At 49.6% G+C, this 15,231-nt stretch carries 8 protein-coding genes and 1 riboswitch; of the genes, 4 read left to right on the plus strand and 4 right to left on the minus strand.

Going from position 1 to position 15,231, the window contains the following annotated elements:
- Positions 1 to 273 precede the first annotated feature (273 nt).
- Positions 274 to 1,215, plus strand: a complete 942-nt coding sequence (gene metA / locus C942_RS07490) for a homoserine O-acetyltransferase MetA (protein WP_007464248.1) — start codon at positions 274 to 276, stop codon at positions 1,213 to 1,215.
- 76 nt (positions 1,216 to 1,291) lie between these two features.
- On the opposite strand, the gene C942_RS07495 is transcribed toward metA, so the two are convergent.
- Entirely contained in the window at positions 1,292 to 2,572 is a 1,281-nt protein-coding gene (locus tag C942_RS07495) for a cation:proton antiporter (protein ID WP_007464251.1), read from the minus strand.
- Between the two features lie 184 nt (positions 2,573 to 2,756).
- Between C942_RS07495 and metH the strand changes: the two genes are divergently transcribed.
- Complete coding sequence (metH, locus tag C942_RS07500) at positions 2,757 to 6,431, plus strand: methionine synthase (RefSeq protein WP_007464253.1); 3,675 nt, start codon at positions 2,757 to 2,759, stop codon at positions 6,429 to 6,431.
- 59 nt (positions 6,432 to 6,490) lie between these two features.
- Here metH and lysC read toward each other — a convergent pair whose 3' ends face one another.
- A complete protein-coding gene (lysC, locus tag C942_RS07505) occupies positions 6,491 to 7,873 on the minus strand; it encodes a lysine-sensitive aspartokinase 3 (protein WP_007464254.1) in 1,383 nt (460 codons plus the stop codon).
- Between the two features lie 114 nt (positions 7,874 to 7,987).
- Positions 7,988 to 8,178, minus strand: a riboswitch (Lysine riboswitch).
- A gap of 294 nt (positions 8,179 to 8,472) precedes the next feature.
- Here lysC and C942_RS07510 point away from each other — a divergent pair.
- Positions 8,473 to 9,591, plus strand: a complete 1,119-nt coding sequence (locus C942_RS07510; RefSeq protein ID WP_007464257.1) for a pyridoxal-phosphate-dependent aminotransferase family protein — start codon at positions 8,473 to 8,475, stop codon at positions 9,589 to 9,591.
- 64 nt (positions 9,592 to 9,655) lie between these two features.
- On the opposite strand, the gene C942_RS07515 is transcribed toward C942_RS07510, so the two are convergent.
- Both C942_RS07515 and uvrA read right to left on the minus strand, forming a co-directional pair.
- Positions 9,656 to 11,419, minus strand: coding sequence for a PglL family O-oligosaccharyltransferase (locus C942_RS07515; protein WP_036799260.1), 1,764 nt, complete (start codon positions 11,417 to 11,419; stop codon positions 9,656 to 9,658).
- A gap of 84 nt (positions 11,420 to 11,503) precedes the next feature.
- The gene (uvrA, locus tag C942_RS07520) at positions 11,504 to 14,341 is read right to left on the minus strand and encodes an excinuclease ABC subunit UvrA (protein WP_007464262.1); all 2,838 of its coding nucleotides are present in this window, start codon (positions 14,339 to 14,341) and stop codon (positions 11,504 to 11,506) included.
- 331 nt (positions 14,342 to 14,672) lie between these two features.
- On the opposite strand from uvrA, the gene C942_RS07525 reads away from it, so the two are divergent.
- On the plus strand, positions 14,673 to 15,218 hold the full coding sequence (locus C942_RS07525; protein ID WP_007464264.1) for a single-stranded DNA-binding protein: 546 nt from the start codon (positions 14,673 to 14,675) through the stop codon (positions 15,216 to 15,218).
- The last annotated feature ends 13 nt before the right edge of the window (positions 15,219 to 15,231 follow it).

Raw genomic sequence — 15,231 nt, forward strand, 5'->3', positions numbered from 1 at the left:
CCTCCCCATGTGAGAGTAGGACATTGCTGAACTTCCATTCAAAAACCCAGCCTTCGGCTGGGTTTTTTCGTTTTTGCTTTATGAAAAACGATTTATCAAATTTTCTCATCTTTCCTATCTTGATTCTTAATTCTTTTTATCTTGTTTTTCTTGCGTGACTGACAAAACTTATATAGTTTTATTTAGAAATCTGGACGTCTAAACATCTTTTTGATTAGTTTAGCTTTCATTGAAGATGTTTCGTTCGGTATAACGTTTAAGGAGTAAACCAAGATGCCGATTAAAATTCCTGATCAATTACCTGCGACTGATATCTTGCGCCGAGAGAATATTTTTGTGATGTCGGAAGCCCGGGCTATCAGTCAGGAAATACGTCCGTTGAAAGTGCTGTTGTTAAATCTGATGCCAAAAAAAATTGAGACGGAAACTCAGTTCTTGCGGCTGCTTTCTAATACACCACTGCAGGTGGATGTTGAGCTGTTGCGGATTGATAACAGGCCGACAAAAAACACACCCATTGAGCATTTAGATACTTTTTACCGTCAGTTTGAGATGGTAAAAGAGCGTAATTTTGACGGCTTGATTGTAACCGGCGCACCGTTAGGTCTGGTTCAGTTTGAGGATGTGCTTTACTGGGAAGAAATTCAGGCCATTTTGAACTGGGCTAAGAAGCATGTGACATCAACAATGTTTGTTTGTTGGGCTGCTCAGGCTGGGCTGAAGCTGTTATATGATTTGCCTAAGCGCACCCGAAAAGAAAAGCTGTCCGGAGTGTATTCCCATAGGACACAAGATTGCTACCATCCTATCCTTCGCGGGTTTGATGATAGCTTTTGGGCTCCGCATTCGCGTTATGCAGATTTTTCTCCTGAATTTTTGGCTGAAAATACGGATCTGGATATTCTTGCGACCTCTGATGAGGCTGGAGTTTACTTAGCTGCCACTAAAGATATGCGTAATGTCTTTGTCACCGGTCATCCTGAGTATGATGTCAGTACTTTGCATAATGAATATGTGAGGGATTTGAGGGAAGGAATGGAGCCTAATTTGCCGGTTAACTATTATCCTGATGATAATCCTGATAATACCCCAATAGCCAGTTGGCGCAGTCATGGTCATTTATTATTTTCGAACTGGCTTAACTACTGTGTTTATCAGCAAACACCGTATGATCTGGAGCATTTCTCAGAAGAGAATTTTACCCGTGATGAGTAACCTCAATCACAATAAGAATATGTCATTTAAAAAGACCTGCAAATTGCAGGTCTTTTTACTTTCAGCAAAATGATCTTTAGCTGTTTTGAGCTTCCCAGGCTTTGGCTTTGTGGATTAATGGCGTGATTGTTGAACCCTGTACAAGGATTGAGAACACCACAACTGCGTAAGTCATTACCAAAATGATCTCTTTGACATCAATGCTTTTTTCCGGAATTACGATAACGCCAGCCGGGATTGCCATTGCCATCGCTAGTGCTAATCCTCCGCGCAGACCACCCCAGGTCAGAATTCTAACTGATAGAGGGTTGTAGTCGCGATAACGCTCGAAACCGAGATAGGAGAGCTTGATACTCAGGTAGCGGCTGAGTAAGACTAGAGGAACGGCAATTGCCATCAATACCCAGTCTTCCTGATGGAAGCTGAACTGAAGCATGCTCATACCGATCAGTAGGAACAGCACGCCATTTAGAAACTCATCAACCAGTTCCCAGAAGTGATCCAGATGGTCTTCACTCTCTTTTGAAAAGCCGATATAGCGTGTCCAGTTACCAATCATAATACCGGATACCACCATAGCCAGCGGACCGGAGACATGGATCAGATCGGCAAAGACATAACCTGCCGTTGGTATGCCGATAGTCAGTAGCAACTCCATTGAGTGGTCATTAGTCGAACTGATCAGATAATGAAATAGCAGGCCCAGTAGGAAGCCGTAAGCAATACCACCGATCGCTTCTTGAAGGAACAACTGGCCGACACCTAGGACTGTCGGGGTTTCATTGCCGAACGCAATCGTAAACAAGGTGACAAAAATTACCAGGTCGAAACCGTCGTTAAACAGGGATTCACCTTCGATTTGTGTTGAGATACGGCGTGGTGCATCAAGCTTTTTGACAATTGCGAGGACTGCGATAGGGTCGGTTGGCGATATCAGCGAGCCAAATAGCAGGCAGTAGATGAAATCGAACTGGATACCGATTAACTGGCATATCCCCCAAAGCGAAAAGCCGATAAAGAAAGTGGAAAACAGAGTAGCGGCCAGAGCCAAAACCGTGATTTCCCATTTCTGCTCTTCCAGATGAGGCAGTTTGATACCGAGCCCGCCGGCGAATAACAAAAAGCCTAAAATGCCTTTCAGCAAGAAATTCTCAAAGTTGATTTCACCAAGCTGCTCAGCAGCAATATCTTCAAGATGGAACCAGCCATTCTGACCTGCAATGACAATCCCCAGAGAAAGGACCAGTGCACCGGCTGTGATGGCAATGGTTGTCTGCATTTTTCCTATTTTGCTGTTTATAAAAGCAATAACCATTGCTGCGGCAGCAAGGAAGCAGAGGGTGCTATAGACCGACATGCGTCAACCTCGGTAATTGAAAAGAATCAGGGTTAAATTTGGTCAAAATATAAATGCATCTAGGGGAGAAAGGCTATAAAAAGTTTGAGGGAAAGCAAAAAAGAAAAGAGCTTTAGACGTCTAGATTTCCATTTGAGCTGTGGTAGGATGTAACTCAGCTGTAACATTATAGAAGGGAAGTGATGTGGTGTTAAAGGGCAAGGAATTACTACAGAAGCGGTTACAAGAGCAGATCCTGATCATTGATGGCGGGATGGGAACCATGATCCAGGGGTATAAGCTGGATGAGGGGGATTACCGTGGAAGTCGGTTTGCCGAGTGGCATAGCGATTTGAAAGGGAATAATGATTTGTTGGTGCTGACTCAGCCTCAGCTTATAAAAGAGATTCATGCGGCTTACCTTGAAGCCGGAGCGGATATTCTGGAAACCAACACGTTTAATGCCACGAACATTGCCATGGCTGACTATGATATGGAAAGTCTCAGCGCTGAAATTAATTTTGAAGCTGCCCGGCTGGCAAGAGAGGCGGCAGATGAGTGGTCTGCGAAGACACCAGAAAAGCCGCGCTTTGTTGCTGGAGTGTTAGGTCCGACTAACCGGACTTGTTCTATCTCTCCTGATGTTAACGACCCGGGATTTCGTAATATCACTTTTGACCTGTTGGTTGAGGCTTATTCTGAGTCAACTCGCGCCTTGATCCGTGGTGGTGTTGATATCATCCTGATTGAAACTATCTTCGATACCCTGAATGCCAAGGCCTGTGCTTTTGCGGTTGAGAGTGTGTTCGACGAGCTCGACATCACTTTACCGGTGATGATCTCCGGTACCATTACGGATGCATCAGGGCGAACGCTTTCCGGTCAGACGACAGAAGCTTTCTATAATTCACTACGTCACGTAAAGCCGATTTCCTTTGGTCTGAACTGTGCGCTCGGCCCTGATGAGCTGCGCCAGTATGTAGAAGAACTCTCCCGTATTTCTGAATGTGCAGTGTCGGCGCACCCTAATGCCGGTCTGCCGAATGCTTTCGGTGAATATGATCTCGGGCCGGAAGAGATGGCGGCTCATATTCAGGAATGGGCGCAAAGTGGTTTTCTAAATATGGTCGGGGGATGCTGCGGTACTACACCTGAACATATCCGTGCCATCGCGAATGTTACTCAGGACCTTATTCCCCGTCCGTTACCGGAAATTCCTGTGGTCTGTCGGCTTTCTGGCCTTGAGCCATTAATTATTGAGCCCGACACGTTGTTTCTCAATGTCGGGGAGCGGACCAATGTGACGGGCTCGGCTCGTTTTAAGCGACTGATCAAAGAAGATCTGTATGACGAGGCATTGGAAGTTGCCCGTCAGCAGGTTGAGGCTGGTGCTCAGATCATCGATATCAATATGGATGAAGGAATGATCGATGCCGAGGCGGCGATGGTTCGATTCCTTAATTTGTGTGCCAGTGAGCCAGAGATCTCGAAAGTGCCGTTCATGATCGACTCATCGAAATGGGAAGTCATGGAAGCGGGCCTGAAATGTGTGCAGGGTAAACCGATTGTTAACTCGATTTCGCTTAAGGAAGGAAAAGCGAAGTTCGTTGAGCAGGCAAGGTTGATCCGCAGGTATGGTGCTGCCGTGATCGTGATGGCATTCGATGAAACCGGGCAGGCTGATACCCGCGAGCGCAAAATTGAAATTTGTACCAATGCCTACCGTGTTTTGGTTGATGAGGTCGGTTTCCCGCCTGAAGACATCATTTTCGATCCGAACATCTTTGCTGTGGCGACGGGTATTGATGAGCATAATAACTATGCCGTTGATTTCATTGAGGCGGTTGGCGATATCAAGCGTACACTGCCACATGCGATGGTCTCCGGCGGAGTATCCAACGTATCATTCTCGTTTCGGGGTAATAACCCGGTTAGGGAAGCCATTCATGCCGTGTTTTTATATCACTGTATTAAACGGGGTATGGACATGGGGATCGTCAATGCCGGTCAGTTGGCTATCTATGATGACCTTCCGTCGGAGTTGCGTGATGCAGTAGAAGATGTTGTCCTGAACCGCCGTTCGGACAGTACTGAACGTCTGCTGGAAATTGCGGATAAGTACCGGGATAGCGGAAAAGCTGAAGAAGATACTTCAGCACAGGAGTGGCGGGGCTGGCCGGTAGAGAAACGACTTGAACACGCCTTGGTGAAAGGAATTACCGAGTTTATTGTCGAAGATACCGAACAGGCACGCCAGCAGGCAAGCAAGCCGCTTGAGGTGATTGAAGGCCCGTTGATGTCTGGCATGAATGTTGTCGGTGATTTGTTCGGTGAGGGCAAGATGTTCTTACCGCAGGTGGTGAAGTCGGCGCGGGTGATGAAACAGGCCGTGGCTTATTTGGAGCCTTTTATCAATGCCGAGAAAAAGGTGGGTAGCTCGAACGGAAAAATCCTGCTGGCTACGGTGAAGGGAGATGTTCATGACATCGGCAAGAATATTGTCGGTGTAGTACTGCAGTGTAATAACTACGAGATTATTGATCTTGGTGTGATGGTGCCGTGCGATAAGATCCTGAAAGTGGCCAAAGAGGAAAATGTCGACATCATTGGCCTGAGTGGCTTGATCACTCCGTCTCTTGATGAAATGGTGCATGTGGCTAAAGAGATGGAGCGACAGGGATTTGATATTCCTTTGCTGATTGGTGGTGCCACAACATCAAAAGCCCATACCGCAGTCAAGATTGAACAAAACTATCATGCGCCTGTGGTTTATGTTTCGAATGCGTCTCGTGCTGTTGGTGTTTGCAGTGCGTTGCTTTCTGATGAGCAGAAACCGGCGTTTGTTGCTCGCCTGGATCGGGAATACGAAATTGTCCGCGATCAGCATATGCGCAAGAAGCCACGAACCGAGCCCATATCATTGGAGGAGGCGAGGGCTAACAAAGTCAATCTTGATTGGGCGGCTTACACACCACCGGAGCCGGTTAAAGGTGGGGTTCATGCGTTCAGGGATTTTCCGGTTTCAACGCTTCGTCGTTATATCGACTGGACACCTTTCTTTATGACCTGGTCCCTTAGTGGTAAATATCCGGCGATTCTTGAGCATGAACTTGTCGGGGAAGAAGCGCGCCGGTTGTTTGAAGACGCAAATAACATGCTTGATGAGATTGAGCAGACCGGCATCATCCGAGCCAATGGAGTATGTGGCCTGTTTCCGGCCAATAATATTGGTGATGATATTGAAATCTATACCGATGATTCCCGCTCAGAGGTGAGGACTGTGCTGAGGGGGTTACGTCAGCAGAGCCGGAAACCCAAAGGTGCTAACTACTGCTTGTCTGATTATATAGCTCCGAAAGAGAGCGGTAAGGCGGATTGGATCGGCGCGTTTGCGGTGACCGGTGGTATCGGTGAGGCGGATCTGGCTGAGCAGTTCAAAGCCTGCGGTGATGATTACAATGCCATCATGATCCAGGCGGTGGCGGATCGCCTGGCAGAGGCTTTTGCTGAGTGTATGCACGAGATGGTGCGCAAGGAAATTTGGGGCTATGTGCCGGATGAAGCGCTGACTAACGAATCGCTGATCCGAGAAAAGTACCAAGGGATCCGGCCGGCTCCTGGTTATCCTGCTTGCCCTGAGCATACCGAGAAAGGTGAGATCTGGTCTTTGTTGGATGTGGAAGCGAATACCGGTATGACGCTGACCGAAAGCTATGCGATGTGGCCGGGGGCGGCGGTTTCCGGCTGGTATTTCTCTCATCCGGAGTCGCGCTATTTTGCGGTAGCACAAATTCAACCGGACCAGCGTGACAGTTATGCAGAGCGAAAAGGGTGGGATTTGGTTGAGGCAGAGAAGTGGCTTGGGCCGAATCTTCACTAATCATCCTGTGATATAAAAGGCGCTCATGGAGCGCCTTTATTTTTCCGGTCGTTTACTTGTTATTCAAACAGGGCGTGGTGGAGTGTTTTGACGGCTTCGCGTGATTCGTTGGTTTTGACCAAAAAGCACAGGTTATGTGTACTGGCTCCAAAGCAAATCATACGTGGGCTGTATTGCTCGAGCGTACCAAAGACTTGCGTTGCGGCTCCCGGAGCCTCACCCAGTTTGTTCCCAATCAGTGCTACCAGGCAAAGATCCTGTTCAACGTCGACCCGACATAATTGGTTGAGCTCTTCAATTGCTGCAACCGGTAGCGTCGGCGCACCACCGCCGGTGTCTGTTTGATCCAGAGTCAATGAAACGCTAACTTCGGAGGTGGTGATCAGATCAATCGATATTTTATACTTGGCTAGAATACGAAAGACTTCTGCCAGAAAGCCATAGGCATGGAACATATTCAGACTGGTCAGGGTTACCATTGTTTGGTTGCATCGCAATGCCAGAGCCCGGAATTTCGGAGGTTGCTCGACATGCTCGCGGATCCAGGTCCCGCCTTGTTCCGGTGCTTTTGATGAGCCGATAAAAACAGGGATCTGTTGGCGAATAGCTGGAACCAGGGTTGAAGGATGCAGTATTTTGGCTCCGAAATTGGCCATTTCGGAGGCTTCACAGAAGCTGATTTCCTTGATTGGCTGCGCGGTGGCGGCCAGTCGGGGATCGGTGGAATACATGCCCGGAACATCGGTCCATATTTCTAGGTTGTCGGCTTGAATGGCTTCTGCAATCAGGGCTGCACTATAATCACTGCCTCCGCGCCCCAGAGTTGTGGTTGTTCCATTGTCAGCTGAGCCGATAAAGCCCTGAGACACAATGATCTGATCGTTAGTCAGCAAGGGATTGAGTTGTGATTCGGCCTGCTGGCGGATCGCATCGGTGTCAGGTATGGCTTTACCAAACTGACTGTCGGTTTTCATTACTGAGCGAATATCAAAGCGCAGCGCACGGGCACCCATTTCATTAAGGATTTGGGCAAATAGGTAAGTCGACAGTAATTCGCCATGCGAAACAAGTTGATCGGTTAATTGTGCAGAAGGGTTGTGGACTGCTTGCGTAGCAAGGGCGGCAACATCGTTAAGCAAGCGTTGGATATCACCAGAAACCGTTTCCGGGTTGGAAAGTTGACTAAGAATGTTCTGGTGGATTGTCTGAAGTTGCTGTAGCCGTTGTGAGCGCTGTTCGCTATCGGCAATTCCATTTGCTAGCTCAACCAGCAGGTTAGTAACACCGGAACACGCACTGATCAGCACCACTTTGGCTGATGGATTTTCCTTAATAATCGACGCGCTACGGCTCATGGCGGCATGATCGGCTACGCTGGTACCGCCAAATTTCGCTACGGTGAGCGGAGGAGGAACAGTAAAGTTATTATCAACAAAGCTCAAAATGAGTCTCCCAGGATGAATAAATAAATTTCAATGCCCAGGGGGGAATATGCGGGAATAATCCCGACAAAAATGTCAGGAGAGCAACAAATAGTTAAGATATAAATCTGTACAACAACCAGAAGCCCTCCACCTACCGGAACCATTATGCCCGGTAAGGTGACAGCCAGAAGGATTCAACCTTCTAAGCCGATATGCCATGCCCCCTGTCATGTCATATCTCGGCGTTACACCCCCTCTCAAGGCTGCATTGGGGTGGGGCCCCGCAACCATAGATACCTGGGTAACGCACCTCTTCTGTTTTTCCCCTGATGTCAAACAAACATCAGGTTGAACAAAAAGTGTTCTTCATTGAAGCCGATTTTCCCGTGCATTGTCAATGTCTGTTTGAGAATTTATGCAAAGAAAATGCAATAGCTGATCTGAGCGTGATGTGATTGTTTGCTTAACATGAAGATTCTTCTGATACTCTTATGTTACGTCTATGAAAATGCAGGGGCCTTTGATTATTTGTCTTAGGTATCACTGTCTGAAAAAGCATTCCCGCCCTACCAGTATTTCTCAGGGAATCTCGAACTCTTACTCAGGGAGAAACAATAATGACTATCGGTAGTTTTTATCCGCCACAGCGAACTTTGATGGGGCCGGGCCCGTCAGATATCTATCCTCAGGTGCTTCAGGCATTAAGCCGTCCGACCATTGGCCATCTTGATCCTAAGTTCATCGGTATGATGGATGAGCTCAAACAGCTGTTGCAGTATGCATTCCAGACTTCCAATACTTTCACGATAGCGGTGTCTGCTCCGGGAAGTGCCGGCATGGAAGCTTGTTTCGTCAACCTGGTTGAGCCGGGGGATAAAGTCATTGTCTGCCGTAATGGTGTATTCGGTGATCGCATGCGTGAAAATGTTGAGCGTTGTGGCGGTGAAGCGGTCATGGTCGACAATGCCTGGGGTAAGCCGGTCGATCCTAAGCTGGTGGAGCAGGCATTGGATGATAACCCGGATGCGAAGATTGTTGCTTTCGTACATGCCGAAACATCGACCGGGGCATTGAGTGATGCCAAAGCGCTTTCTGAACTGGCCCGTCGGTACGATTGCCTGACGATTGTCGATGCGGTAACTTCGCTGGGCGGTGTGCCATTGCTGGTGGATGAGTGGCAATTGGATGCAGTGTATTCCGGTAGCCAAAAGTGCCTGTCGTGTGTGCCGGGCTTGTCACCACTGACGTTTTCCCAGCGTGCGGTTGATAAGATCCAAAGTCGTTCGACGCCGGTTCAGAGCTGGTTTCTGGATCAGAGCCTGGTACTGGGTTACTGGAGTGGAGAGGGTAAGCGAAGCTATCACCACACTGCGCCGGTTAACAGCTTGTATGCTCTGCATGAAGCTTTGGTTTTGCTGCAGAATGAAGGGCTGGAAAATGCGTGGCAACGCCATCGCGATGTCCATCTTGAACTCAGAGAAGGCCTCGAAAAACTGGGTATTGAATTTGTAGTTGATGAAGAACACCGTCTGCCGCAGCTAAATGCTGTGTACATTCCGGATGGTGTTGATGATGCGCTGGTTCGCCAGACTTTGCTGGAGCGATATAACCTGGAAATCGGAGCCGGATTAGGTGCGCTGGTCGGTAAGGCGTGGCGTATTGGTTTGATGGGTTATGCGGCCCGCAGTGAAAACGTAGCATTGTGCCTGAAAGCGCTGGAAACAACCCTGAAATAATTGGTAACAGGCTCGAACAGAATAAAAACGGCTACTTTTTGGTAGCCGTTTTTTTGATTCACCCTTACTGGGTTGCCAGTTTAGGTGTTGTGTCAGTGTTTGAGGCTTGGATGCTTTGCGCCTGGGTGGAGAAGCTAACGTCTGGAAACAGGAAGTTGGCTTCCTGTTTTATCTGCTCCGCCCGTTGTTCTTTCCCCAGAGCCTGATATGCAGTGATCAGGTTATGGTAAAGGGCCGGACGAGGCCATGTTGCTGCTTTCTTTGTTGCCCATTGGACATACTCATTAATCAGCGCCGGGTTATCTGTTGCTGTTCCCAGCTGAAGTTGGGTTAGATACAAATCCCACTCAAAACGGTTTTTCCAGGCCCATGGGTTATTGACCTGTTCAAGGTAATCAACATTAACCGGCACTGTCGTTTCATATTTGGTCAGCATGTGGCCGGAATAGAGAGTTGTCACCATAAAACCGGTGACGGCCAGTGGTAACGCCAGCACAAGCAGTCGGAAGTAACGGGCAAAGCCAAATTGTAGTTTGTAATATTTGGCTGACAGGTTATCTACCCAGTAGATGAGAATCATGAAGCCGGCCCAGTGTACCAGCGAGTGATAGAAAGGATATTCCAGCTGGGTATGCAGGGTAATTGGGAAGAATAGCCCGACCAGTGCTAACTGGGTTCCGGTACGCGCTTTTCTTACCCGTCCCAGAACAGCCCAGGCTGCAAGCAGCAGGGCAACAAGAGGGATGCAGCCACCTTCTGCAGCCCAGTAGGCAAGTTCGTTATGTGGGTGGTCTAAAGCCGCCATGCCATGAGGTTGCTCCGGATCGATTTGATGCCACTTAGCGGTCTGGGTTAGGTATGCTGATTCGAAAGTGCCGTAACCATAACCTGTCAGCGGCTCTTTCAGGAACATCCTGAATGCCTGGGGAATGTGGATGGAGCGAGCACTTTCCAGGCTGACTCTGTCTTCTTTCGGTGCCCAACCGGTTGTACTGCTGATGTTCCATGCTGTACTAAGGCCAAGGAAAACCATCAGCAGCCACATACGCATCTGTGCTTTGGCTGCAAAACGATGCAGGTATGGCAGCATCAGCAGAGTACCGATAACGGCACCCAGCCAACCTGTGCGCGAACTGACGACAACCAGCATGGGAACTGTCACAACAGGCGTGAGCAACGGTAGCAGTTGCAGCCAAGACCATTTGCCGCGGTACATCGGGATCCTCGCCAGCAGATAAGCTGACAGTATCAGACCGGTAGCCAGGAAGCTGGCCATCACATTCGGTTGCTGGAAAATACCGTAAGGACGGTTTTCTATAGTGTCATAGCCGATAGGGTTCCCCGGTTCCATCAGCAGGAATTGGTACCAGCCAAACAATGCCTGGATCCAGACGGCGAGCAGGATCAACCACAGCATGCGTTGGCGCTGTTTTACGGTAAACGAGAATTGCTGCAGGCCGACGAAAAACAAAAAGCCAGCCCAAAGCCCCAGCAGGCGGTTGGTTGTGTTTTCACCGTTCGCTTCCGGGTAGAAAACAGGCAGGGTCAGTAAGAGGCAGCAGGCAAGTAAGGTCAGGGTGAGACGTGAATAACGCCAGGTACGTTGACGGCAGATTTCCAGCAACCCGAAAGCAATAGCAAAGCTGAACGGGATCCAGCTCATGACATTGAAAGACAGCTCCAGTCCTGAACCGCCCGGGTTGTGCTGAAAGTAGTGCATTGCCAGCAGGAAAAGTACACCGAGCGAGATGAGGAAAGGCTTCACCATTGGTTTGCTTATCCTCTGTTTTTCTTCCAGCCTGGTGCCTTGTACGTATAACACTGTCATTATGGTTCCGAATTTACCCTGATCGTCCGATAACATTCAGGCCGGTTTCCCGGCCCAAAGCGATGTTTATACCTTATGAAAGTTTCACTTTTTTGTCGCTGGCAGTAACGGCTTGAGAAAGCGTGCTGTATGCGAACCTTCAACCTGTGCGACCTGCTCAGGTGTACCGGTTGCCACGATCTCACCGCCACCGCTGCCGCCTTCCGGACCCAGGTCAATAATCCAGTCTGCGGTTTTGATGACATCAAGATTATGTTCAATCACCACAATGGTATTGCCATGGTTACGCAGGCGATGGAGGACTGACAATAGCTGCTGAATGTCATGGAAATGCAGACCTGTTGTCGGTTCATCCAAAATATAAAGTGTCTTTCCGGTATCTCGCTTAGACAGTTCGCGGGCAAGTTTCACACGTTGCGCTTCACCACCTGACAGGGTTGTCGCCGCCTGGCCCAAGCGAATATACGATAAGCCGACATCCATCAATGTCTGCAATTTTCTTGCAATAGCGGGAACAGGGTCAAAAAATTCCCTCGCGTCCTCTACAGTCAGTTGCAGTACTTCATCGATCGTTTTGCCCTTGTAACGGATCTCCAGGGTTTCGCGGTTATAGCGCTTTCCTTTACATGAGTCACAAGGAACATAGACATCCGGCAGGAAGTGCATCTCCACTTTGATCACCCCGTCACCCTGGCAGGCTTCACAGCGACCGCCTTTTACGTTGAAGCTGAATCGGCCAGGTTTGTAGCCACGAGAGCGGGCTTCCTGGGTTCCGGCAAACAGCTCGCGGATCGGGGTGAAGATCCCGGTATAGGTGGCCGGGTTGGAACGTGGTGTTCGGCCGATCGGACTCTGGTCGATGTCGATCACCTTATCGCAATGTTCCAGATCCTGGATCTCACGGTATGGCGCCGCATCGGTAGCTGTGGCTCCGTTGAGGCGCTGGTGGGCAATGCGGAAGAAAGTATCGTTGATCAGGGTTGATTTACCTGAGCCGGAGACGCCGGTAATACAGGTAAACAGGCCGACCGGTATTTCGACATCCACATTTTTCAGGTTGTTACCGGTTGCGCCGAGCAGCTTGATAGTTTTTGCCGGATCATGTTCGATGCGTTGTTCCGGCACTGCTATGGACTTGGTGCCATTGAGGTATTGTCCGGTCAGCGACTCCGGTATTTTGATGATTTCTTCCAGCGGACCTTCGGCAATAACATTACCACCGTGGACACCAGCTCCCGGGCCGATATCAATAACATGGTCAGCGGTGCGGATGGCGTCTTCGTCGTGTTCGACGACCAGCACCGTATTGCCGAGATCACGCAGGTGGGTCAGGGTGTTCAGCAGGCGCTCGTTATCCCGCTGGTGGAGGCCGATCGATGGCTCATCCAACACATACATTACGCCGACCAGACCGGCACCGATCTGGCTGGCAAGGCGGATCCGCTGCGCTTCACCGCCGGAAAGAGTTTCAGCACTGCGTGACAGGTTCAGGTAGTTCAGGCCGACGTTCACCAGGAAGTTCAAGCGCTCACGGATCTCTTTGAGGATCTTATCGGCGATTTGTGCCCGTTGACCGGTTAGTTCGAGCTGATTGAAAAACTCAAGAGCTTCAATGATGCTCATTTCGCTGACTTGCGGCAGGGTGATATCGGTAATGAAAACATGACGCGCTTCAAGGCGAAGTCGGGATCCGTGACAGCTGCTACATGGTTTGTTGGAAATGTACTTGGCCAGTTCTTCGCGTACTGAGTTGGACTCGGTGTCGCGGTAGCGGCGTTCCATGTTGTTCAGGATCCCCTCGAAAGGGTGACGGCGGACGGTAATATCACCGCGGTCATTGATGTATTTGAACTCAATGTTGGTTTTGCCAGAGCCGTTCAGGATGACGTTCTGGATCTTTTTCGGCAGTGAGTCAAAGGGGGTATCAATATCAAAGTCGTAGTGTTCCGCCAGCGATGTCAGCATCTGGAAGTAATAGAAATTGCGGCGGTCCCAGCCGCGGATTGCACCGCCGGCCAGGCTCAGTTCCCCATTTTGTACCACGCGATCTGAGTCAAAGTACTGCTGGACGCCAAGCCCGTCACAGGTACCGCAGGCACCTGCCGGGTTGTTGAAAGAAAACAGGCGGGGTTCCAGCTCTTCCATGCTGTAGCCACAGTGCGGGCAGGCGAAGTTGGCTGAGAATACCAGCTCATCATGTTCGCCTGGTGTCATCGGGCTGACCACCACGTTACCACCAGTGAGTTCGAGAGCGGTTTCGAAGGATTCTGCCAGGCGCAGCTGGAGATCATCGCGGACCTTGAAGCGATCGACAATGACTTCAATGGTGTGCTTCTTGTGCAGTTCTAGTGTCGGTGGATCGGAAAGATCGCATACTTCCCCGTCAATCCGGGCACGGATATATCCCTGGGCAGCAAGGTTTGCCAGGGTTTTAACATGCTCGCCCTTACGCTCTTTTACGATAGGTGCCAGCAACATCATCTTGCTGCCTTCCGGTAGCTCAAGGACCTTGTCGACCATTTGGCTGACGGTTTGGGCCGCTAATTCGACATTGTGAGTTGGACAGCGGGGCTCACCAACCCTGGCATAGAGCAGACGCAGGTAATCGTACACTTCGGTAATGGTGCCGACGGTTGAGCGCGGGTTGTGGGAGGTGGATTTCTGCTCGATGGAAATGGCCGGTGAAAGTCCTTCGATATGGTCGACATCCGGTTTTTCCATCAGAGAAAGGAACTGACGAGCATAAGCTGACAGGGATTCGACGTAGCGTCGCTGCCCTTCGGCGTAAAGGGTATCGAAAGCCAGGGAAGATTTACCTGAGCCGGACAGGCCGGTGATCACGATCAGCTTGTCACGGGGAATGGTGAGATTAATGTTCTTGAGGTTATGGGTTCTGGCGCCCCTGACTTCGATTTTATCCATAGTGTGAGCTTATATGACTGACAAATTATTGGTCAGTCATTATGTCACAGCGAAGAAAAGCTGGAAAGATTTTTGCTGTATAAAGATACAGTGTTGTGTATATTAATTGAACGCGTTTTCTATGTGGCTGATGCTGAAAAATTTTGCATTGGGTCTCTGATGTCTGGAACTGGTATTCAGCCCGGGTGAAGGTTTATTTTGCATAGAATTACACAGTTTCAACCCTATTCCCCCGGGGGGAAAGCATGTTAGACTGCGCGATTAAGTATAAACTTTGAATATCGGTACTGGTGACTAAAAGCCATACCGTTATCTGAATCTGGAGTGAACTATGGCCAGTCGTGGCGTAAATAAAGTTATCCTGGTAGGTAACTTAGGTAATGACCCAGAAATCCGTTACATGCCGAATGGTGGCGCAGTAGCAAATATTACCGTGGCTACCTCTGAGTCATGGCGCGATAAAGCTACCGGCGAACAGCGTGAAAAAACGGAATGGCACCGTGTTGCTATCTTCGGTAAGCTGGCTGAAGTAGCTGGTGAGTACCTGCGTAAAGGCTCTCAGGTATACATCGAAGGTCAGTTGCAGACTCGTAAGTGGCAGGATCAGAACGGTCAGGACCGCTTCACAACAGAAGTTGTGGTACAGGGCTTCAACGGTACTATGCAGATGCTTGGCGGTCGTCAGGGCGGCGGTCAGGGTATGGGCGCTCCTATGGGTGGCCAGCAGCAAGGTGGTTGGGGTCAGCCTCAGCAGCCGGCAGCAGCTCCTCAGCAAAACTTTGCTCCGCAGCAGCAACAGCAGCAGGCACCACAGCAGTCTGCTCCTCAGCAGTACAATGAACCACCAATGGATTTCGACGACGACATTCCGTTTTAATCAACAATCGTCT

Origin of the sequence: Photobacterium marinum (assembly GCF_000331515.1) — a bacterium.
Lineage (GTDB): Bacteria > Pseudomonadota > Gammaproteobacteria > Enterobacterales > Vibrionaceae > Photobacterium > Photobacterium marinum.

Bases quoted from the DNA above. Each gene is read 5' to 3' on its own strand.
- metA (WP_007464248.1), top strand. From the start codon at position 274: ATGCCGATTAAAATTCCTGATCAATTACCTGCGACTGATATCTTGCGC.
- C942_RS07495 (WP_007464251.1), bottom strand. From the start codon at position 2,572: ATGTCGGTCTATAGCACCCTCTGCTTCCTTGCTGCCGCAGCAATGGTT.
- C942_RS07510 (WP_007464257.1), top strand. From the start codon at position 8,473: ATGACTATCGGTAGTTTTTATCCGCCACAGCGAACTTTGATGGGGCCG.
- C942_RS07515 (WP_036799260.1), bottom strand. From the start codon at position 11,419: ATGACAGTGTTATACGTACAAGGCACCAGGCTGGAAGAAAAACAGAGG.
- uvrA (WP_007464262.1), bottom strand. From the start codon at position 14,341: ATGGATAAAATCGAAGTCAGGGGCGCCAGAACCCATAACCTCAAGAAC.
- C942_RS07525 (WP_007464264.1), top strand. From the start codon at position 14,673: ATGGCCAGTCGTGGCGTAAATAAAGTTATCCTGGTAGGTAACTTAGGT.